This is a genomic window from Pseudooceanicola atlanticus, from assembly GCF_000768315.1.
Lineage (GTDB): Bacteria > Pseudomonadota > Alphaproteobacteria > Rhodobacterales > Rhodobacteraceae > Pseudooceanicola > Pseudooceanicola atlanticus.
The window spans coordinates 1-20,352 of the sequence record NZ_AQQX01000012.1; the positions used below are offsets into that span (position 1 = coordinate 1).

Annotated in this window: 22 protein-coding genes and 1 pseudogene; 10 read left to right on the forward strand and 13 right to left on the reverse strand. The window is 63.7% G+C overall.

The features are described 5' to 3' along the window. Window positions 1-5: 5 nt before the first annotated feature. From ATO9_RS18480 to ATO9_RS25105, 3 genes are all read left to right on the forward strand, one after another. A protein-coding gene (locus ATO9_RS18480; protein ID WP_156127915.1) for an IS3 family transposase occupies window positions 6-1,081 on the forward strand; the annotation gives its coding sequence in 2 pieces (ribosomal slippage) (window positions 6-219 and window positions 219-1,081; 1,077 coding nt in all). Window positions 1,082-1,175: 94 nt separating this feature from the next. Next, window positions 1,176-1,328: a hypothetical protein gene (locus ATO9_RS24380; RefSeq protein ID WP_156127913.1), complete on the forward strand. Its 153-nt coding sequence runs from the start codon at window positions 1,176-1,178 to the stop codon at window positions 1,326-1,328. Between the two features lie 395 nt (window positions 1,329-1,723). After that, window positions 1,724-2,305 (forward strand): SDR family oxidoreductase, encoded by a 582-nt coding sequence (locus ATO9_RS25105; protein WP_444544312.1) that lies wholly within the window; start codon window positions 1,724-1,726, stop codon window positions 2,303-2,305. Here the strand turns inward: ATO9_RS25105 and ATO9_RS25110 are convergent, their stop codons facing one another. Both ATO9_RS25110 and ATO9_RS24950 read right to left on the reverse strand, forming a co-directional pair. Then, window positions 2,306-2,686, reverse strand: a complete 381-nt coding sequence (locus ATO9_RS25110) for a CoA transferase (RefSeq protein WP_198952311.1) — start codon at window positions 2,684-2,686, stop codon at window positions 2,306-2,308. Beyond that, the gene (locus ATO9_RS24950; protein ID WP_268892969.1) at window positions 2,661-3,185 is read right to left on the reverse strand and encodes a CoA transferase; all 525 of its coding nucleotides are present in this window, start codon (window positions 3,183-3,185) and stop codon (window positions 2,661-2,663) included. The genes ATO9_RS25110 and ATO9_RS24950 overlap by 26 nt, the downstream gene beginning before the upstream one ends. A gap of 249 nt (window positions 3,186-3,434) precedes the next feature. Between ATO9_RS24950 and ATO9_RS18490 the strand changes: the two genes are divergently transcribed. The 4 genes from ATO9_RS18490 to ATO9_RS24620 all read left to right on the forward strand — a co-directional run bounded on the left by ATO9_RS18490 (window position 3,435) and on the right by ATO9_RS24620 (window position 5,263). After that, window positions 3,435-4,193: an ABC transporter substrate-binding protein gene (locus ATO9_RS18490; RefSeq protein ID WP_043752970.1), complete on the forward strand. Its 759-nt coding sequence runs from the start codon at window positions 3,435-3,437 to the stop codon at window positions 4,191-4,193. A 60-nt stretch (window positions 4,194-4,253) separates the two neighbouring features. Beyond that, window positions 4,254-4,550: a hypothetical protein gene (locus tag ATO9_RS18495; protein ID WP_133119767.1), complete on the forward strand. Its 297-nt coding sequence runs from the start codon at window positions 4,254-4,256 to the stop codon at window positions 4,548-4,550. A gap of 117 nt (window positions 4,551-4,667) precedes the next feature. Continuing rightward, window positions 4,668-5,024: an ATP-binding cassette domain-containing protein gene (locus tag ATO9_RS25065; protein ID WP_198952313.1), complete on the forward strand. Its 357-nt coding sequence runs from the start codon at window positions 4,668-4,670 to the stop codon at window positions 5,022-5,024. Then, window positions 5,006-5,263, forward strand: a complete 258-nt coding sequence (locus tag ATO9_RS24620) for an ATP-binding cassette domain-containing protein (protein ID WP_048534156.1) — start codon at window positions 5,006-5,008, stop codon at window positions 5,261-5,263. The genes ATO9_RS25065 and ATO9_RS24620 overlap by 19 nt, the downstream gene beginning before the upstream one ends. A 74-nt stretch (window positions 5,264-5,337) precedes the next feature. On the opposite strand, the gene ATO9_RS18505 is transcribed toward ATO9_RS24620, so the two are convergent. The 11 genes from ATO9_RS18505 to ATO9_RS18555 form a co-directional block, all read right to left on the reverse strand. Then, on the reverse strand, window positions 5,338-6,492 hold the full coding sequence (locus ATO9_RS18505) for an acyl-CoA dehydrogenase family protein (RefSeq protein WP_043752977.1): 1,155 nt from the start codon (window positions 6,490-6,492) through the stop codon (window positions 5,338-5,340). A 6-nt stretch (window positions 6,493-6,498) separates the two neighbouring features. Continuing rightward, on the reverse strand, window positions 6,499-7,620 hold the full coding sequence (locus ATO9_RS18510; protein ID WP_043752980.1) for a CaiB/BaiF CoA transferase family protein: 1,122 nt from the start codon (window positions 7,618-7,620) through the stop codon (window positions 6,499-6,501). Next, a complete protein-coding gene (locus ATO9_RS18515) occupies window positions 7,617-8,435 on the reverse strand; it encodes a citryl-CoA lyase (protein WP_043752984.1) in 819 nt (272 codons plus the stop codon). The genes ATO9_RS18510 and ATO9_RS18515 overlap by 4 nt, the downstream gene beginning before the upstream one ends. Next, on the reverse strand, window positions 8,432-10,543 hold the full coding sequence (locus ATO9_RS18520) for an acetate--CoA ligase family protein (protein ID WP_202076229.1): 2,112 nt from the start codon (window positions 10,541-10,543) through the stop codon (window positions 8,432-8,434). Before ATO9_RS18520 ends, ATO9_RS18515 begins: the two co-directional genes overlap by 4 nt. After that, window positions 10,536-11,027, reverse strand: a complete 492-nt coding sequence (locus tag ATO9_RS18525; protein WP_027264371.1) for a MaoC family dehydratase — start codon at window positions 11,025-11,027, stop codon at window positions 10,536-10,538. Before ATO9_RS18525 ends, ATO9_RS18520 begins: the two co-directional genes overlap by 8 nt. Beyond that, a complete protein-coding gene (locus ATO9_RS18530) occupies window positions 11,024-12,532 on the reverse strand; it encodes a class I adenylate-forming enzyme family protein (RefSeq protein ID WP_043752990.1) in 1,509 nt (502 codons plus the stop codon). Before ATO9_RS18530 ends, ATO9_RS18525 begins: the two co-directional genes overlap by 4 nt. 16 nt (window positions 12,533-12,548) lie before the next feature. Beyond that, window positions 12,549-13,721, reverse strand: a complete 1,173-nt coding sequence (locus ATO9_RS18535; protein ID WP_048534161.1) for an acyl-CoA dehydrogenase family protein — start codon at window positions 13,719-13,721, stop codon at window positions 12,549-12,551. Then, the gene (locus ATO9_RS18540; protein WP_027264368.1) at window positions 13,714-14,463 is read right to left on the reverse strand and encodes an SDR family NAD(P)-dependent oxidoreductase; all 750 of its coding nucleotides are present in this window, start codon (window positions 14,461-14,463) and stop codon (window positions 13,714-13,716) included. The genes ATO9_RS18535 and ATO9_RS18540 overlap by 8 nt, the downstream gene beginning before the upstream one ends. Window positions 14,464-14,482: 19 nt before the next feature. Further along, on the reverse strand, window positions 14,483-15,772 hold the full coding sequence (locus tag ATO9_RS18545; RefSeq protein ID WP_043752993.1) for a TRAP transporter large permease: 1,290 nt from the start codon (window positions 15,770-15,772) through the stop codon (window positions 14,483-14,485). Window positions 15,773-15,774: 2 nt separating this feature from the next. After that, on the reverse strand, window positions 15,775-16,242 hold the full coding sequence (locus tag ATO9_RS18550) for a TRAP transporter small permease (RefSeq protein WP_157815108.1): 468 nt from the start codon (window positions 16,240-16,242) through the stop codon (window positions 15,775-15,777). Window positions 16,243-16,355: 113 nt separating this feature from the next. Further along, window positions 16,356-17,459 carry a TRAP transporter substrate-binding protein gene (locus ATO9_RS18555; protein WP_156127914.1) on the reverse strand — a complete coding sequence of 368 codons (1,104 nt, stop codon included), beginning with the start codon at window positions 17,457-17,459 and terminating at the stop codon, window positions 16,356-16,358. Between the two features lie 252 nt (window positions 17,460-17,711). Between ATO9_RS18555 and tnpA the strand changes: the two genes are divergently transcribed. The 3 genes and pseudogenes from tnpA to tnpC all read left to right on the forward strand — a co-directional run bounded on the left by tnpA (window position 17,712) and on the right by tnpC (window position 20,076). Beyond that, a complete protein-coding gene (gene tnpA, locus ATO9_RS18560; protein ID WP_043752998.1) occupies window positions 17,712-18,119 on the forward strand; it encodes an IS66-like element accessory protein TnpA in 408 nt (135 codons plus the stop codon). Beyond that, the gene (tnpB, locus tag ATO9_RS18565) at window positions 18,113-18,466 is read left to right on the forward strand and encodes an IS66 family insertion sequence element accessory protein TnpB (RefSeq protein ID WP_043753001.1); all 354 of its coding nucleotides are present in this window, start codon (window positions 18,113-18,115) and stop codon (window positions 18,464-18,466) included. Before tnpA ends, tnpB begins: the two co-directional genes overlap by 7 nt. A 54-nt stretch (window positions 18,467-18,520) precedes the next feature. After that, a pseudogene (gene tnpC / locus ATO9_RS18570) lies at window positions 18,521-20,076 on the forward strand (IS66 family transposase). Window positions 20,077-20,352 lie beyond the last annotated feature (276 nt).

Genomic DNA, 20,352 nt, shown 5'->3' on the forward strand with positions numbered 1-20,352 from the left:
TGCAAATCATAGCTTATGTCAGTGTCCGAATTTCGGGGGGTAGCTCAGTTCGCCAGATCGGCGTGACGCAGCAGACTTACTATCGATGGCGCAAAGAGTATGGCGGCATGAGCCGGGACCAGCTCAAACGTCTGAAGCAGCTCGAGACTGAGAATGCCCGGCTCAGGCGCGCGGTTTCAGATCTGACGTTGGACAAGATGATCCTGACCGAGGCCGCCCGGGGAAACTACTGAGCCCCGCCCGCCGTCGTCGATGTATCGACCATGTGCGGCAGACCCTTGGCGTATCTGAGCGCCGGGCCTGCCGCACATTGGGACAGCATCGCTCGACACAGCGCAAGGTGCCCAACGGTTTGCCGGATGAAGAACGGCTGACCGATGACATCATCGCGCTGACGCGAGAGTTTGGGCGCTACGGGTATCGCATGATCACCGGGATGCTGAACAACAGCGGCTGGCATGTGAACCACAAGCGCGTCGAACGGATCTGGCGGCGGGAGGGGCTTAAAGTCCCGCTGAAACAACCCAAGAAGGGTCGGCTTTGGCTGAATGACGGCTCGTGCGTTCGGCTCCGGCCGGAACGCCCGAACCATGTCTGGTCCTATGACTTTGTCCAGGACCGGACCCACGACGGGCGAGTATATCGCACGCTCAACATCATTGACGAGTTCACGAAGGAGGCGCTGGTGATCCGTGTCAAACGCAAGCTCAATTCTGGCGATGTGGTGGATGCCTTGATTGACCTGTTCATCCTGCGCGGTCCGCCGGAATACATACGGTCCGACAATGGCGCTGAATTTATTGCCAAGAAGGTGCGGGCCTGGATTGGCGCAGTCGGTGCCAAGACGGCCTTCATTGCGCCAGGATCACCTTGGGAGAACGGTTACTGCGAAAGCTTCAACGCAAGATTCCGGGACGAGTTGCTGAACGGCGAGGTCTTCTACACGCTACGCGAAGCCCAAATCCTGATCGAGAGATGGCGTCGACACTACAACACTGTCAGGCCGCACAGCGCTCTTGGGTATCGTCCACCAGCTCCCGAGAGCATCGTCTCGATAGACCAGAGGCCGACCATGCACTAACAATCAAACCGGACCACTCGATGGGGGCAGATCAGGATGCGAAACTGCCGACCGCCAGAACCTTGAAGTCAAGCAGCAGATCGCCGAGGCGGGCGTGACCTTCGTTGACCTGCCCGCCGGAGATGTCGAAAAGCTGAACCAGATCCTGTCGACGGTTGGGTCCGAATGGGCCGAGCAACTCGATGCCCAAGGCAAGCCCGGAACCGAGATCCTGGAAGCCTTCCGGTCCGCGCTGAAAAGGAACTGATACCAGATCGTGGACGGCCCGGCTCCTGTGTCGGGCCAGGCCACCAAAAACGCGCAGAAGTCAGCCGGTGGGTGCATCTGAATCCTGCCCTTCGACACTCAGCCTGGTCGTCCGTTATGCAGCTGAAGTCCGGGCGAGCCGTGCATACGTTCGGCCACATTGATCTGGCGTAGATGCGCCTCGCCGGTCCCGATCTCGGCGACGAGTTGATGCGCGAACGGCGCGGGCGAATTGGGTTTCGGCGATATGGCGCAGATGGGCGGCAGCGAGAGTGTCCGACCTTTTGTGTATGACTGATCCGGTCCATGCTTCATCGAAAGGACGCATGAATGACCATCTCGAAAGAAATCCTGGATGGATAACGTACAGGATCTTCCGCACATTTGATTCCGGCGATGGTTCCTTTCAGACTGGCTGACCCGGACGGTCAGAAGGATATACTTGGGACAACGATCATGCAGCGCCCGGCCCAACCGGAAGAAGTAGCCGGGGCGGTGCCGTTTCTGGCGTCCGACGAGGCATCCTATATGACCGGATCCGAAATGGTGGTCGATGGCGGCTATACCGCGCAGCAAAATGGGCGGAGCCGGAAGCTTGGGACAGGCGGGTCCGGTTGGCCGCGAACCGATCCTGGCCAGCCGGGCACCGGCTGCCCGCCTGGCCTGGTTCCGTCAGGCGTCGGCACGCGGAAGGCGGATTTCGGACAGAACCTCCTCCGTGTGCTCGCCCAGCCGCGGTGGCAGCCGGCGCACCCGGCCGGGGCTGTCCGAGAACTGGACCGGTATCCGGAGCGTCACGACGGCGCCCTCTGTCGGGTGCTCGTGGCGCTCGAAATACCCGGTTTGAACCAGATAGGGATCAACCAGCAGATCCTCCAGGCTGTTGGCCGGTCCATTCGGCACGTCGGCCGCGTCGAACCGGCGGCGCCACTCGGCGGTTGTATTCCCCGCGATTGCCTCGGCGAGGAACCAATATAACTAGTCAATGTGATCGGTGCGCAACTCTGCTGTGGCAAATCGTGGATCGTCGCGCAGCTCGGGCCGGCCTATGGCGTCGAAGAGACGCAGCCACTGGTTGTCCATCGCCGCCATCACACAGATGTGCCCGTCCTGCGTTGGATAAGGCCGATGATGGGGCGAGAATACCCGGCTGTAACCCATGCCCAGATCGGGCCGGTCGAGCGTTGCGCCCCAGAGATGCTCGATCAGATTGAAGTTGACCATCGCATCCATCATCGGCACGTTTACCTGCTGCCCGTGGCCGGTGCGCTCGCGCCAGACGAAGGCCATCGCGATGGACGATGCCTGGATGTAACCGCATAGTTGTCGGCGATTACCGTGGGTAATAGCGCGGCTCATCGGTGGCCCGGGCCATCATCCCGGCTACGCCGCTGGCGCCCTGGATCACATCGTCGAAAGCAAGCCAGTCGCGGCGCTCGCCATCCAGCCGGAAGCCAGAAGACGAGGCATGAATGATGCGGGGATTGACCGCGCGGATCGCCTCGTAGTCGACGCCCAGCCGTTCGGCGGCGCCGGGGCGTATCGAATGCACCAGCACGTCCGCGGAACGCACCAGATCAAGGAGCGCGGCCCGCGCGTCGGGTTTCTTCAGGTCGAGCACGACCGAGCGTTTGTTGCGGTTTGTATTGAGGAACAGTGCCCCCATCTTCGGGTTGCGCGACGGTCCCACCTGGCGTGTGTAGTTGCCGTCGGGTGACTCGATCTTGATGACGTCGGCCCCCATGTCGCCGAGGATCTGGATCGCCACCGGTCCAAGCACGTTGACCGAAAGATCAAGCACCCTGTAACCCGCAAGCGGTCCGTCCCCCTCGGCTGGCTGCTGCGGCTGACTGTCCATTTTCTTTTCCCTTTGCGGTATCGCACCCTTCGAGTCAGCAATGCGCGCCGTAGTCTGGCGGTCAGTCGACCCGCGACCCAAGGGCTCAGCGCCGCGAGCGAAGCTTGCGATCGCTGTATTGCTGTTCTGACGGCGTGCGTGGTCGTGGCGCTTCCGTGACGAACTTGTCCCATAGGGCCTCCTTCCATTCCTGCGAAAGGATCACACCATTAAACCGTGGGATCAAACACCTAAGCCGAAGAAATCGTGATGCCGGCGATCGTCGCCATGTCGGGAGCGATCGCCGTGACCGGACAGGATGCGCAAAAGGGGATCGCAGTTGCCCTTGAGCACATCAACGCCGATGGCGGCGTCGCCGGTCGGCCGCTGAAGATCCAACTTTACGACACACAGGGCAATCCCGGGGTGGTGCGCCAGGTGATGGAGCGGTTGACCCGCCTCGAGCGGGCTCCGGTCATCCTTGGCTGCGAGATCAGCGCAGGCACATCGGCTGCGGCGCAGTTCGCCGAGCAGGCGCGGGTTCCTCACCTGAACTCGCCGGCGGTGTCGGCCGAGCTCCTCGAGCGCGGTTACAAATGGTATTTCTCCGATCAGATCACAGCCGATACCGAGGCGGCCACGGTCGTGGAATTCTTCGAACACCTGATGACGCAAGGCGACGTCGTCCCGGCGTTGCTTTATGAAGACAGCCCGCGCGGCGCCGGAACCATCGAGCGGATCGAAGTTCTGCTGGAGGAGCGGGGCATCGAGATCGCCGCCAGCGCGCCGTATTCGCGCAGCGATCGCAACCTTCTGCCGCCGGTCAAGCGGGTGCAGACATCGAGTGCCAACATGGTGATCTGGGCCGGCTACACCGAAGATGTGGTGACCAAGCTCCAGGCAATGCAGCAGCATGACTTCAAGCCCTACATTGTCGGAATCAGTGGCGGTCCGGGTGATGTGCGCACCCCGCAACTGGTGGACAGGGGCTTCGTCGAGGACGTCAATCTCAGCACGGTGGACTACTAAAATCCCGACATGGACCGCGCCCAGCGTTTTGTGAAGGCTTACGAGTAACGGCACGGCATCGTGCCGTCAAGCTATGCGTCGATGTGCAACCGCGGTGTCTACACGCTGAAGGCCGTGCTGGAGAAGACGCTTGAGTCCGGCCAGAAACTGACGACCGAGAACCTTCGCGCCGCCATCCTTAAGATCGACATCCCCGGCGATCAGCTGATCTCGCCGTTCTCGCGGATCAAATTCGACGAACACGGCAGGAACGTCGGATCGCAGAACCTGATCGCGCAATGGAAGAACGGCGGCACGAAAAAGGTCACGATCTGGCCGCCAGAGGTGGCTGTGGAAGAGCCCAATCCTCTGAACTGATGCGAAAACTATAACCGGGGCCCAAGATGAAGCTGTCGATCGAGTCTCTCGTCTCCGGTTACGGTCTGCTCGACGCGCTCCACGGCGTCAGCATCGAGATCGGCCGAGGGCGAGGTCGTGGCTGTGATCGGACCGAACGGCGCGGGCAAATCTACCCTTCTGCGCACGATTTCGGGCCTTGTGGCCGCCCGTTCCAGAGCGATCCGCCACGATGGCAAGGAAATCGGCGGTTTTGCCGCCAGCGAGATTCCGCGCCTCGGCCTCGTCCATGTTCCTGAGGCGCGGCACGTCTTCGGGTCACTCACGGTCGAGCAAAATCTGATCGTGGGTGCGAGCGCCGCACTCGACGCGAAAGACCGAAAGGACGCCCTTTCCGATGCTGAGCCAGAAGGCCCGCGAACTTGCCGGAGGGCTCTCAGGCGGTCAGCAGCAGATGCTGGCGATCGGGCGCGCTTATGGCCCGGCCCAGCATGATCATGCTCGACGAGCCGTCGCTCGGCCCCGCGCCTCTGATGGTCGAGCAGATGTACGAGGCCCTCGACGGTCGGCGCCGCACCGGCCTGAGCATTCTTCTGGTGAAACAGGATGTCTACATGGCGCTGGATTTCGCCAGCCGCGCCTATGTTCTGGAAAACGGGACAATCGCCCTCGCCGCAGCCTCTGACGTCTTGCGCCACGACGATCACGTGCGCCGTTCGTATTTGGGAATCTGACCCGCCCTGTGCCCGCATTCCGCCTGCCATTCAGACCGGCAGCGGCGACAGACCGTGCGCAAACTGCGGACCGATCAGCCCCGTAGCGCCGAGATGCCCAGGGCCCCCTGTGCCAGAAGCAGCGCCTGAAGCTGGTTGGTGCCTTCAGCGATCGTGAGATGTCGCACATCGCGATAATAGCGCTCGACGGGGAAATCACGGGTGTATCCGGCCCCGCCGTGCACTTGCAGGGCAGTCTCGCAAACCCGCAGAGCCGTATCGGAGTTGTGACGCTTGGCCATGGAACAGGCCCGGCCGCGATCCGGTGCCCCGCGATCCAGCGCGTCAGCGGCCCGGCACGCCAGCAACCGCGAGGTTTCCACGCCAGTCAACATATCTGCGATCATCTGCTGGACCAGTTGAAACCCGCCGATCTTGCGTCCGAACTGTTCTCGCGCGCCCGCATATCGCAGCGCCGCCTCATAGGCGGCAATTGACAGGCCCAGGCAGGTGAAAGAAACGAAACAGCGCCCCACGTTCAGATAATGCTTGGCGATGGCGAACGCCTCGCCCTCGGCGCCGATCAGGTGGTCTGCGGGCAGCAATACGTCCTCAAACAGCAGCTCGCCTAGCGGGCATGAATTCATGCCCATGCTGCGGACCTCTCGGGTTGAAAACCCTGCTGTTCCCGCCTCGACCACGAAGGCCGATACCTCCGCGCGTTCGCCGTCGCCCGACCGCGCGAAAACCACCCCGAGATCGGCCCCGGTCCCGCTGGAGATATACAGTTTGCGTCCGTTCAGCCGCCAGCCATCACCGTCGCGCCGGGCCCGTGTTTCCACGTTGCTGGCGTCCGAGCCGACGTTCGGCTCGGTCAGCGCAAAAAAGGCTGTCTTGCGACCCGAAACCAGATCGCCCAGCCACATTGCCTGTTGCTCCGGCGTTCCATGCTGCGCGACGATCATCAGGACAAGGTTCGACGTGCTGACGATGCTGCGCAGCGACGGCCATACCTGAGACAGCTCGCACAGCAGCGCGCAATATGTCAGATAATCAAGCCCGGCACCGCCTTGCGCCTCTGGCAAAAGACCGCCCAGCAGGCCGAACTCGCCCATCTTCTGCAACACTTCGGGCGGCGGCGGACGGTGGGCATCCTCGTGCGCCTCGACCAGGGGCGCCACCTCGGCGTCAAGGTATTTGCGGAAGCTGCGCCGCGCCGTTTCCTGCCAGTCGTCCAGCTCAAACTGCATCGGTCCTCACTCCAGCTTTTCGGCTTGGTCCAGAATTTCGGCCTGATGCTCGCCCACTGCCGGGACGTGGCCCGCCGGATCACTCATCCCAGCCATCGGCACCGGGAAGGCCATCACCTGGGCCGCGCCGGCTGAGCGCACCATCCCGCGCGCCTTGAGCTGCGGGTCCCGGGCCAGATCCTCCAGCCCGTTGACCGGGGCGAAGGGAACATCCTCGGCCTCGAAGATCTCCGCCCAATGCGCATAGGGACGCGCGGCGATCAGCGGGGTCAGGGCGGCGCGGATATCATCCGTGCGGTCGGTGCGTGCGGCGAAGTCGTCAAGCGCAGGATCGTCGAAGCCCGTCATCCCGGTGGCACGGATCAGGCGGCGGAAGAAATGCGTCTCGATCGCGCCGATGGTGATGTATTTACCGTCGGCGGTCGCGAAGATACCATAGGCGGCGCGGCGCAGGATATCGGCCTTTGTGATCTCGCGCCCGGCCTGGCGTCCGGCGTCCCACACACCGTAGCGCGGGGCGACCCAGCTGGCCAGCGCGTCGGTGATCGCCACGTCCAGATACTGGCCCCGCCCCGTGGCGTCGCGTCCGCGCAACGCAGCAAGAATGGTGATGATGGCATACATGGCTGCCGAGAGATCCCCGATCGGCACGCCCGTCGTGTATTCAGGCGGTCCGTCGGGCGCGCCCGAGATCGCCACCGCGCCCGCCATCGCCGCGTAGTTCAGATCATGCCCCGGCCAGTCGCGCGCCGGCCCGGTCTGACCATAGCCGCTGACCGAACAGTAGACGAGGCCGGGATTGAGCGCCGAAAGCGTCTCATAGTCGATGCCCAGCCGCGCGGTCACGCCCGGGCGATAACCCTCGATCACGACGTCCGCCCGTTTGGCCAGCCGCAGGAAAGCCGCGCGGTCTGTGTCATCCTTTAGGTTCAGGGCGATGCTTTTCTTGCCGCGGTTCACGGCGGCAAAGAGGCCGGGGAACATGGCGCGCGCGGCGTCGCCCGCGGGACGTTCGACCTTGATGACCTCGGCCCCCATCTCGGCCAGTTGCTGCGTTGCATAGGGCCCAGGCAGAAGCTCGGTCAGATCGAGAACGCGAAGCCCCGAAAGCGGTGCAGTGCCAGTCATTTTTGCTCTCCCGTGCTGTCTGCGCGGTCCGGGTCGGCAATCCCGGCGCATTCCGCCGAGTCGTCCTGTTCCAGGATCATGTCCCAGATCTTCTGACCCTGCGGATTTTCGAGCTCTTCCATCAGATGCGCCAGAAGCCCGGCGGATCGGCCAATCAGGGCGAAGGCCCGCGCCCAGATCGGGGCAAGCCCCATGTCCGAAACGGTGGCCCCGACCGCGCCGGCGGCGTTGATGGGCAGCAGACGTCCATATTCCTCGCGGGCGGCGGCCTCGACGGCCGCCATGAAGCGCCAGTGCCGCCCGTCGAACCCATTCTCGCCGGCGATCCGGCGCAGGACCGGCGTGCGGGGGTCGCCGTCGACATGGATCGGATGACCGAGGCCTGGCACGATCCGGCGCGCCGCGCGAAAGGCGCGCACGGCCTCTTGCGCGCGGGCGGCATAGGCTGCGTCGTCGTCGCTGTCGGACAGCTCGCCGATCTCGTCGCGGGTAAAGGCCGCGGCGTTCTGCATGGTGCCGAGAAAATGGTTCCCCGCGCCCAGCAAGCCCGCGGCCACCGCACCCTGAAGCGATTCCGGCGCGCCGAGAATGGTCATCCGCGCGGCGATGGCGCTGGGGGTAAGGCCGTGATCGGTGGCGGTGACGATGATCGCGTTGGTCATCGCGCGGGTGCGGGCATCCGGCTCTTTCCCCGTGGCGGTGAAATAGATCATGTCGACGAAATCCATCTTGCCCAGGATCTCATCGGCCAGATCGCGCCCGCGCACATAGATGCGGTCGCGGGTGGTGAAACCGATGTCCGTCTTTGCCGTCATTGCCTTGCCTTTCCTTCTATCTCGGTCGGAGCGCGCAGGATCACCGCGTCAAGCACCGTCGCACCCGCCGGACCGGCGCGCACCGGATTGAGATCCATCTCCGCGATGTCGCCGCGCGCACCCAGGGCGGCCAGGATCACGAGAAGATCGGCCAGCGCGCCCAGATCGGCGCCGGGGCGGCCGCGCAGCGGACCCAGCAGTGCGCGTCCGCGGATCTCGTCGATCATCGCCAGCGCCTCGTCCCGCCCAAAGGGCGCGGCGCGGTGCGTGACGTCAGAAAGCGCCTCGACCATCACGCCGCCGAGGCCGAAGCTCACCACCGGGCCGAACACCGGATCGCGGTGCAGTCCCGCCATCACCTCGACGCCCGGCCCATGTTCCATGCGCTCAACCAGAGCGCGCTCCAGCCTGTGCCCCTGTGCTGAAAGCGATGTCATCATCGCGCCCCAGGCCGCCGCCAGCGCCTGCTCATCCATCAGCCCGACGGCCACGGCCCCGGCTTCGGTCTTGTGCAGAAGACCGGGCACCAGCGCCTTGAGCACCACCGGAAAGCCGATCCCGCGCGCCGCCTCGCCTGCCTGTCTGGCACTGGTCACGACCCGTCCTTCGGGCACGGTCAGACCCAGGTCGGCCAGCACCGCCTTGGCGGCAGCCTCGTCAAGCTCGCCGGGCGGAAATGCGGGTAGAGCAAGCGTGGAGGTCCCCGAGGGGCTCCAGTCGCCGCGCCAGATCAGCCGCTTCAACGCCGTCACTGCCTTGCCGAGGCTGCGAAAAGGCGCCAGCCCTGCCGCGTTCAGCGTGGCATAGCCAGCGGCGCGATGCCCGCTCATCCAGACCGGCAGGAGCAGAGCCGGGCTGTCCGGCGCCAGCGCGACCATGTCGTCGGCGGACCGGTCGGTGATCGGGCCGTAGTCGGCGGGAATCGGCAGAAGCACAACATCGGTGGCCGGGTCCCGCGCCACCAGCGACAGGCAATCGCGGTTGAGCTTGTCTTGGGTGAAGACCTGGGTGGTCAGGTCCACCGGGTTATCGACCGCCGCATAAGACGGGGCCAGCGCACGCAACCCCGCGCGGGTGCCGGGGGCCAGTTCGGACAGGATCAGCCCGGCGCTGCCCACCATATCGGCGGCCAGCGCCGCTGTGCCACCCGAGAAGGAATAGACGCAGATCCCCCGCCGCGGGGCGATGCCGGCGCGCTCGAACAGCGCCGCCGTATCGATCAATTCGTCCAGATCCTCCACCTCGACGATGCCATGCTGGCGAAACAGTGCCGAGGTGACCGCCGCCGATCCGGCAAGCGCGGCGGTGTGCGAACGGGTGGCAGCAACGCCATAGTCCGACTTGCCCACCTTCATCGCCACCACCGGCTTGCCGGCGCGAGCAGCGGCGCGGGCAGCTGCCAGAAAGCGCGGCCCGTCGCGGAAGCCTTCGGCGAGAAGGGCGATTACCTTTATGTCGGGATCGCCCACCATGTGGTACACGACATCGGCCATGGTCAGGTCCGCTTCGTTGCCGGTAGAGCACCACAGGCCAACGCCGATACCCCGTTCGCTTGCCTGGATGAAGGCGCGGCCAAGTCCGCCGCCCTGGGTGACAAGCCCAATGCCGCCGCTCAGCGTGTCGTTCTTGAATACCGGTGAAAAGGTCAGCCCAAGGCGGCGGTTGATGTTGCTCAGCCCTGGCGAGTTCGGCCCGTAGATGCGCATCCCGCTTTGCCGGGCGATTTCAGCCATCTCGGCTTCGACGGCACGGCCCTCATCCCCGGTTTCGCCAAAGCCAGAGGTGAAGACCACCGCAAACCCCGTTCCTGCTGCCGCGCAATCGCGCAAGGCGCCCACCACCGCATCGGCTGGAAGGCACACCACCGCCACATCGACGGGGCCAGGCAAGGCCGACATTGCAGAATAGGCGCGCAAACCATGCACCCTTTCACGCCCGGGGTTGACCGGAAAGATCTGCCCATCGAAGTCGGAATGCTCGGCAAGGTTCAGCAAGGTGTCGCTGCCCACGCTACGGGGCCTTTCACTGGCGCCCAGGATCGCCACGCTGCGTGGCGACAAGAGCCGCGAAAGATCGGGAAAGTCGCGGGCGACCACCGGCTTAGCCACCTTGCGGCGCCCGCCGGACGAGCAGTTTCCAGACCCCTTCCACCACGGTTTCGCCACGCTGGTTGATGACCTCGCGCCGGAACGACAGGATGCCGCGTTCGGGTTTCGAAGTCTCGCGCTTCTCGGCTACGGTAACGCGCACGCCAATCGTGTCGCCGATGAAGGTGGGGTTGGGAAAGCTGCACTGCATGTCGAGCAACCCCAGAAGCGAGGGTTCCAGGAACGTGTTCATCAGCATCCGCGTGGTCAGCCCGGACATCACCGACACCACCAGAAGCCCGTGCGCGATACGCTGGCCAAAGGCCGAATCGGCGGCATATTCGGCATCGACGTGCAGCCGGTTGAAGTCGCCTGACAGGCAGGCGAAATTCGCCACGTCGGCCTCGGTGATGGTACGGGTGGGGCTATCGAACTGGTCGCCTTCGTTCAGGTCCTCCCAGTAGAGTTGCTGGCCCTTGAGGGCCGAAAGATCGGGCCGTGTCATTGGGTTTCCTCCTCTGGCAGCGCTAGCACTGCCTCTTTCAGTTCAGCCTTGAGAACGCGGCCGGTCAGGTTGCGCGGCACCGCCGTCATAAAGACCACGCGCCGCGGGCGCTTGTATCGGTCAAGCCGGGTTTCGGCATGGGCGATCACATCGGCCGCTGTCAGCTGCGCGCCCGGCGCGGGCACGATCACTGCGCAGATCGCCTCGGTCCAGTGCGGATCGGGCAGGCCGATGCAATGCGCCTCGGCAATCGCCGGGTGGCCGGCCAGCGCCTCCTCGATCTCGGGGGCGTAGACATTGATGCCGCCGCTCTTGATGATGTCGCGCTTGCGACCCGTGAACCAGAGCAGCCCTTCGTCGTCGATCCGGCCCAGATCGCCCACGGTCAGATAGTCGCCGCGCCGGGTTTCAGCGGTCAGCGCCTCATCCTTGTAATACCCGTCGTAGCGGCTTTCGCTGCGGGTGCAGATCTCGCCGACCTCGCCCTGCGGCACCTCGTTTCCATCGTCGTCGAGCAGTTTGAGTTCCACCCCGAAGAAGGGGCGGCCGACGCAGTTGCCCGCAAGGTTGCGGCGCAGATCCCGAGCGGTCAGGTTGGCATAGGGTCCTGCTTCGCTGGAGGCGGCATAGATCATCAGCGCATCGCCGAACTTGTCGAGCGCGGCACGCTTGAGGTCGAGATACATCTCGCCGCCGCCAGATTGCAAAGTCCGCAGCGACGACAGATCGGCGCTCGCGAACCCCTCGGCCTCGACCATCCGCTGGAGCATGGCGGGCAGCAGCATGGTGGCGGTCAGCCGCTCGTCTTCGATCAGCCGCAGCGCGGCGGCCCCGTCGAAGCGGCGCATCAGATAGACGCTGGCACCCAGATAAAGCGGCAGCAGCGTATAGGTGCAGCCGGCCGACAGGCAGATCGGCAGCGCCGACAGCGCCCGGTCGTCGGGGCGGAAACGCTGCTCGATGGCGCGTTCCTCCATGCCGAAGAGACTGCGCAGCGCGCCCTTGGGCTTGCCGGTGGTCCCCGACGTGTGCAGCATGATCGTGGTGCCGTCCTGCCCTTGCGGCGGATCGGGCGGTGTGTCTGCCAGAAGGTCCGACAGGCGCGGCAGTCCTTGCGGGGCCCCGTCGCCGATGGTGACGATGTCGTCCACCACGGTCCGGAACAGATCGGCATGATCCAGCGCCGCATCGCCCAGCAGCAGGGTTTTGCTGTCCGAGCGGGCAACCACATCGGCCATGACTTCGGGCGCGATGCGATAGTTGATCGGTGCGGGAATTGCGCCTAGCCCCGTCACCGCCACATAGGCGGCAAGGAAATCGGGATGATTTTCCGAGATCACCGCCACCTTGTCGCCCGGTCCGATGCCGCGCCGCGCCAGCACCGTCATCATCCGTTCCACCCGGTCAAGGAAATCTGTGTAGGTCTGGCTGCGTCCCTCAAATACCACTGCGGGTTTCGTCGGAAACCGCCGCGCATTCAGCCTGAGGGCATAGAGAAAGGTCATCGGCTTAGCCGCCTCCTCAGGTGAAGGCCGAGATCCCGAGAACCTCGCGCCCTATGATCAATGTCTGGATTTCCGATGTGCCTTCGGGGATCAGCCCGCCGCGCGTGTCGCGGAACAACCGTTCGACGGGGTAGTCGGTCGAATAGCCCAGCCCGCCGTGCGCCTGCAGCGCCATCGAGGCCACCTCATGCGCCGCCTCGCTGGCATAGAGCTTGGCGATCGAACATTCCTTGCGCCCAGGCAGACCCGCGTCCAGCGCTTGGGCGGCACGGTCAGTCAACGCGCGCGCCGCTTCGGTGCGGATGGTCATGTCGACGATCAGCTTCTGCACCAGCTGATAGCTTCCGATCACGTTGCCGAACTGCTTGCGCGTCTTGACGTAATCGGTGGACAGGTCCAACGACCGCTGCGCCGCGCCCACCGCGCCCGCCGCCACGTTGAGCCGGCCATAATTCAACCCCGTAAGGATCGCCTTGAGGCCCTTTCCCGCAGGACCCAACAGGTTTTCCTTTGGCACCTTTGCGTCTTGAAAGGCCAGCTGCGATGTCGCGGTGGCCTTGATGAACATCGTGCCCACCCGCGAAGCTTCGAAATCGGTCTCCTCGAGGTCCACGATGAACAGACTCAGATCGCCATCACAGCCTTCCGTGAATGTCCGTGCCACCAGGATTCCGACCCGGCCGTTGACGCCGTTCGTCGTCCACAGCTTGCCGCCATTGATCAGCCAGTGGTCGCCCTTGTCCTCGGCGCGGGTCTGCACCGAGGCAACATCAGAGCCGTGGTCGGGTTCGGTGATCCCCACCCAGACCGGCATCTGGCCAGCCATGACGGGTTTCAGCCACTTTTCCTTCTGGCGCGCATCGCCCAGGTGGTGGAACAGTGCGATCACGATGTTCACGGTGTTGAGCAGAACCCGGAGTGAAAGCCAGCGGTATCCTGCTTCCTCCATCATCATCGCCCAGGTGCGATAGCTGAGGCCGTAGCCACCGGCCTCTTCCGAGAGAAGCCCGCCAAGATAGCCGAACTGGCGTAGCTCGCCCATTATCGCCCAGGGCAGATCGCCCGTCGCCTCGCATTGCGAGATGCGCTCTTCGGTCAGCTCGCGCGCCATGAAGCCCCGGATGCTGTCTCGCAGCATCCGCGTCTCTTGATCCTCGACACAGGCGGAGGCCGGGACATGTTTAGCCATATCGCCCCCCGGTGATGTGAAGCGTCTCGCCCGAGATGTATTCCGCCGCATCCGAGGCGAGGAACACCACGCCGTTGGCGATGTCGCGTTCGTTGCCAAGGCGCTGCACGGTATTCATTGCCAGAGCGCGCGACTTTATCCGGTCGTAGTTTGGAAGCGCCTCGATCATCTCGGTGGCGATGAACCCCGGCGCGATGGCATTTACGGTGACATTGAAGCGCCCCTGTTCCATCCCCAGCGCCCGGGTGAAGCCGATGATGCCGGCCTTGGCGGCGGCATAGTTGGTCTGTCCCGGATTGCCGAGATAGGCGCGAGAGGAGATGTTGATCACCCGGCCCCACTTCTGTTCCATGAAGTACGGCACCACGGCGCGCGAGCAGGTATAGGCACCCTTCAGGATCACGCCCACAACAGCGTCCCAGTCCTGTTCGGGCATCTTGGTGATGTAGTTGTCGCGCGGAAATCCGGCATTGTTGACCAGGATGTGGACGGCGCCAAATGCTTCGATCGTGCGCGAGACGAGGGCTTCGACCTGTGCCTCGTTCGTGACATCGCAGACCACGCCGATCGCGTCGTATCCGTCGGCCTCAAGAGCGGCGCGGGTGGCTTCTGTGGTTTCGGGGTCGATATCGGTGATCACCACCTTCGCCCCCTCTTCGGCCAGCGCGCGGGCGGTCACTGCGCCGATCCCGCGACCCGATCCGGTGACGATAGCCACCTTGTCCTTTAGTCCCAGTTCCAAGTTACGCTCCTTCAGGTTGTCAGTATTCGCCCGAGAACACGGTTACGATCTCGGGAAAGAATGCGATCAGGGCCAAGACCGCGAACTCGGCCAGCACGAAAGGCAGCACCCCGACAAAGACCCGTTTAAGAGGCACGCCGGTGATCGAGCTGGCGACGAAAACGTTCATTCCGATTGGGGGGGTAATCAGCCCGATTTCGACCGTTTTGGTCACCAGGATGCCGAACCAGATCGGCGAATAGCCAAGCTCCATGACCATTGGAAAGACGATCGGCATGGTCAGGATCAGGATCGCCAGCTGATCCATCACGCAGCCCAGCAGGATGTAGATCAGGATCAGGATTAAAATCACCACGCCCGGCCCGATCTCAAGCCCTTGCACGTACGAAACCAGCGCCTGCGGTGCCATGGTCAGGGTGACAAAATAGCCGAAAATGTGCGCCCCGATAATAATGGTGAAGATCATTGCAGTCGGGCGCGTTGTACGTTCGAGCGCCCCCATGAATTCGCGCCAGCCCATACGTCTGAGCAACCCGGCGGCAATCATGATCGCGCCAAAGCAGCCGACCGCGGCGGCTTCGGTCACGGTGACAGCGCCAGAATAAATCCCGGCCACGACAAAGACGAACAGCAGAACCACCGGCCAGATGTCGCGCAGTGACGCGAAGCGCTCACGCCACCCATGGCTTTGCACTGGTGGCGCCAGATCGCGGTTCAGCGTCGCCCAGACCATCGTGATCCCGGCAAAGCTGAGCGCGGTAATGAGACCCGGCAGAATGCCGGCAATGAACAGCCCGCCGATCGAGGTTTCGGTGATGATACCGTAAACCATCAGCACAACCGAAGGCGGGATCATGATCGACAACGTCCCGGCGGCCGCAACCGTGCCTACGATCATGCCGCGGTCATAGCCATATTTCTCAGCCTCGGGCGCGACGGTGCGCGCCATCGTGGCCGTCGCCGCGGTGGACGAGCCCGAAACCGCCCCGAAGCCTGCGCTGGTAAAGACCGTGGCCACGGCCAGTCCGCCGGGCAAATGGCCCACCCACCTGTTGGCGGCGCGGAACATGTCCGACGAAATCCGACTGGCCGACAGGATCTCGGCCATCAAGATGAACAAGGGAATGGCGGTCAACAGCCAAGAGGCGGTGTTGCGATACGGGGCCACCGACAGGATGCCGAGCGCCAGATTGAGCCCGCCGATCAGATACAGGCCGACGGTGCCGGCGATGCCCATCGCGAAGCCTATCGGCATCCCGACGACGAGAAGCCCCGCCAGCAATAGCGACACAGGTGCAAGAAATTCCATACTCAGCCAATCCGATCCGAAGCGCCGCGAAGGTGCTGAACGTCACCCGCCGCATTTACGAGAAGGCGCAGAACGATCAGCACGCAGCCAATCGGCGCAATCACAAGCGTGGTGACGAGAGGCGCGTCGATGTCGCCGGATGTGCGATATCCGAAGTCCCACGCCTTAAGCGCCTCGCGCGAGGCACCGTAACAGATCAGCGCAAAAAACGCGGCCGCTGCCAATCGCAAGACGACATTGAAACCGGCCCGCAGCCCTTCGGGCAGAGCATCAAACACTATCCCCACTCGCACGTGGCCATCATACATTTCCAGATAGCTCAGGCTTCCGAACACGATGATGGGCATCAGATATAGCTCTGTAGCGCCAATGACCCCTTCGATCGGGTCATTCAGGATATAGCGCGTAAAGACCTGTATGAGGATCAGCACCAGCATGACCATCATCGCAGCGCGCGACAGCCAGTTCATCCCGGTATCCACCCGGTCCATCGCTCGGCCCAGAGGACCGTGCAATCCAACTCTCGGCGACGGCACGGCGTCCTCTCGGGGATCAAGATCGTGACGGGACACGGTTGCGCGCCTTACTGCGTCTGGTGCTTTTCGATGTTCGCACGAAACATCTCCAGCACTTCGCCCGCAGGCAGTCCGCGCTCTTGCAGACCAGAGACCCAGGCATCGAACACCGGCGCTGTGGCCGATTTGACCTTTTCGCGCTGCGCTTCATCCAGAACGATGACCTCGATACCGCTGTCCCGCATCTTGTCCTCAAGCTCGGCGGCCGATCGGTCGGTTTCTTCGGCAACTCGCTGCATCGCCTCCTGCGACGCCTGTTGAATGGCCTGTTGATGCTCTGGCGACAGATCCTGCCAGACCTCCTCGCGGATCGCGTAGGGCGCCCAATACACAAAAACATCCAGACCCAGAACGGCGGTATCGATTACCTCGTCCAGCTTGTAGGAATAGATGCTGGTGGTGGGAAAGATCGTGCCGTCGACGGTGCCGGTGCGGATGGCCTGATAGGTTTCCGGGCTGGGAATATCAACCGGCGCGCCCCCCAGGGCCTTGACCGACTCCGCCATGTTCCCGGCAATGGTTTTCAGTTTCAGCCCTTTGATGTCATCAATGCCGCTAACATCCTGGTCGCGGGTGAACAGGTTGTAGGTCGAGGTCATTACACCCCAGACTGGGCGCATCCCGTTGGCCAGGAAGTCGTTTTGCAGGATCGGATCCGACGTCACCGTTTCAAAAAAAGCGGGCGTCCCGACAACGCTCTGCGAGAAAAGGCCAGGAAGCGTGTGCACGCCCGCCAGCGGCATCGTGCCCCCGTTATAGGCCGGCGGAACATAGCCGATGTCCACCACGCCTGTCTGCACCATCGAGAACATATCGCGCAGCGAACCCAACTGACCGGCACCGAAATACTGAAACTTGACCTCGCCATCGGTCAGCTCGGTTACGCGGTCCATCCAGTAGGTGGTGCCGGTCTCGACGATGTAGTGGCCGGGCGGAAAGGTATCTGCAACCTTGAGTGTCACTTCGGCCGCCGCAATTTGCGGCATCGTTCCGACCGCGATCACCAGCGCCGCCCCTGCGGCAAACCGATCGAGTTTTGTGTTTCTTGTCATGGCAGTCTTCCTCCCTGTGGCGTTGTCGATCAGCGCACCATGGTGCGGTGAACCGGTCAATGTTTATGGGTGGCCGGGAGCGCAACTGTCGCGAGATCACACATATATGCGAATACGCGAACTGAATCCGCGGCGACGCAACAGAGAAGATCGAACGCCAATCGTGGGTGGGAATCTCCAGCGCTTTCACGGCCGAAAGAAAGGATTCCGTGGCCTGCCGATCAACAGTAAGCGGCGGCTGCGTCCCACGTTGTAGATGAGCTCCGGCACTGCGAGGTGATATCCATCTCATGATGGGGAGTGTGTTTCGCAATGTGCGCGACAAATTCGTTTCTCAGATCTCTGGGCGTCGAGATCTACGGGTCAGGTCATCGGCGCTGGCCGGACGACGTGAAGGCTCGCGCTGTGGCAGAGACTTTGGAGCCGGGAGCGACCGTGAATGCGATTGCCGAGCGATATGACATCCGCCCAAACCAGCTCTCGGCTTGGCGGCGTCTGGCAAAGCAGGGCCAGCTGGTTCTTCCTCCGGCGGAACTCGGAGAGCCGGTCTTCGCGCCTCTGGTCATTTGCGATCCGACTGAGACGCCCGAGCTTTCCGACGCGAAGCCCCAGCAGGTGATCCGGATCGTCAAGGGAACAACCCGGATCGAGCTGTCTTCTGACACGTCGGCAGGTCAGATCGCCGCGATCGTGCGCGCTCTGGAAGCGCCTGCATGCTGATGCCGTCTCAAGGGGTCCGCATCCTGGTGGCGACGAAGCCGGTAGACTTCCGCAAGGGGCATGATGGACTGGCAGCCTTGGTGCAGTCGACCTTGACCGAAGATCCGTTCACCGGGACGGTCTTTATCTTTCGGGCGAATCGCGCAGACCGGATGAAGATCCTGTTCTGGGACGGCAGCGGTCTCGTCATGGCCTACAAACGGCTGGAGGAGAGCACCTTCACCTGGCCCGCGATCCGGGATGGTGCGATGACCCTGAATCGCGCCCAGTTCGAGGCGCTGTTCGCCGGGCTGGACTGGCGGCGGGTGCGGTCTCTGGAGACGCGCGCCCCCGCTGTGGCAGAGTGACTCAGGGCGGGGAAAGCCGGCCTGACAAACGCAGGAGCGGGATATGATGCCGCCATGTCCAGCGCCCTATCCCTCGACCTGTCGGCCATTCCGGAAGACCAGCGTGACGCTGTTCTGGCCGTCCTGCGCGAGCGTGATGCACTCAGGGAAGCCAACAAGCGCCTCGAGCACCTCGTCGCCGAACTGAACCAGGTCGTGCATGGCAAAAGGTCCGAGAAACTGAGTGAGGACGAGCGGCATCTGGCCTTCGAAGATCTGGAAACTGCCGTCGTCGAGGCAGAGGCCCAGCAGGATGAAGACGCCACGGCCTCGTCCGGTCCGCGGCGATCCAAGGTCGCCCGCCGCAATCGGGGCAATTTGCCTGGGAGCCTCCCCCGGATCGAGCAGATGATCGAGCCGGCCAGCCTGGAGTGTCCCTGCGGCTGCGGCACGATGCACCGGATCGGCGAGGACCGCAGCGAGCGGCTGGACATCGTGCCGGCCCAGCTCCGCGTCATCGTGACGGTTCGACCCAAGTATGCCTGCCGTGCCTACGCCGAAGGGGTCACCCAGGCGCCAGCCCCTGCCTTCCTGATCGAGGGCGGGCTGCCGACCGAGGGCGCCATTGCGTATGTGCTCGTCGCCAAGTTCGCCGACCATTTGCCTCTCTATCGCCAGAGCCAGATCCTCGCGCGTTCCGGGATCGACCTTCGGCGCAGCACGCCCGCCGATTGGGTCGGCACCGCGGCCTTCCACCTTGCCCCGGTGGTCGACCGGCTCGCCGAGCACCTGAAGGGCTCGGGCAAACTCTTCATGGACGAAACGACGGCGCCGGTTCTGGAGCCCGGGCGAGGCAGGACGAAGACTGGCTTCCTCTGGGCGCTGGCCCGAGATGATCGGGGCTGGGGCGGCGATGACCCGCCCGGCGTGGTCTTCACTTACCGCCCGAGCCGCGCCGGCGTGAACGCGGAGCAGATCCTGCAGGGCTTCGACGGCATCCTGCAGCTGGACGGCTATCCCGGCTACGATCGGCTGACGCGCCCCTCGCGCAAGGGCGGCGCGCCGATCACGGTTGCGCACTGCTGGGCACATGCCCGCCGGAAGCTGAAGGAAGTCTTCGACCGTGATGGATCGGAGATCGCCGCCGAGGGGCTGCGCCGGATCGCCGAGTTCTACCGGATCGAAACCGAGATCCGCGGCATGGGACCGGGACAGCGCCTGTTTGCGAGACAGACACGCACCGCGCCGCTGGTGGCCGAGTTCGGCGAATGGTTGCAGAGCCAGCGCCGCCGATCTCCGCCAAGTCCCGCCTCGGTGAGAAACTCGCCTATATCCACCGGCAGTGGGACGGGCTACAGACCTTCCTGCAGGACGGACGCGTCGAGATCGACTCCAATGCCGTGGAGAATCTCATCAGGCCGATCGCCCTGACGCGGAAGAACGCACTCTTCGCCGGCCACGACGAAGGTGGTCGGACCTGGGGCCGCATCGCCTCGCTCATCGCCACAGCAAAGATCAACGAAATCGAACCCTTTGTCTATCTCAAGGCGACGCTCGAGGCGATCGCGGCAGGGCATCCCGCGAACCGGATCGACGAGTTGCTACCCTGGAACTTCAAGCCGTCGAGCTGAACTCCGGTGGGGCGTAGACGCCGCTTACGATCAACACGATGATGGTCGGCCTCTTTCGCGGCGCCTCTCTTCAAGCCGGTATTCTTGGGGCGGGCCGAAACCGTGGTCGCACTGCTCTGGGCAGCGCATCCTACACCGCCCGGCCTTCGGGGATGCCGGTGCTAACGACGCCCCGCCGGTCAGGCTCAACCTTGAGCCTGACGCGAAGAGGCTATTTCCGCCGCCTGAAAATGGACCCTGAAATCGGCAAATGGCGCGTTTGGTCCGCGACCCCCA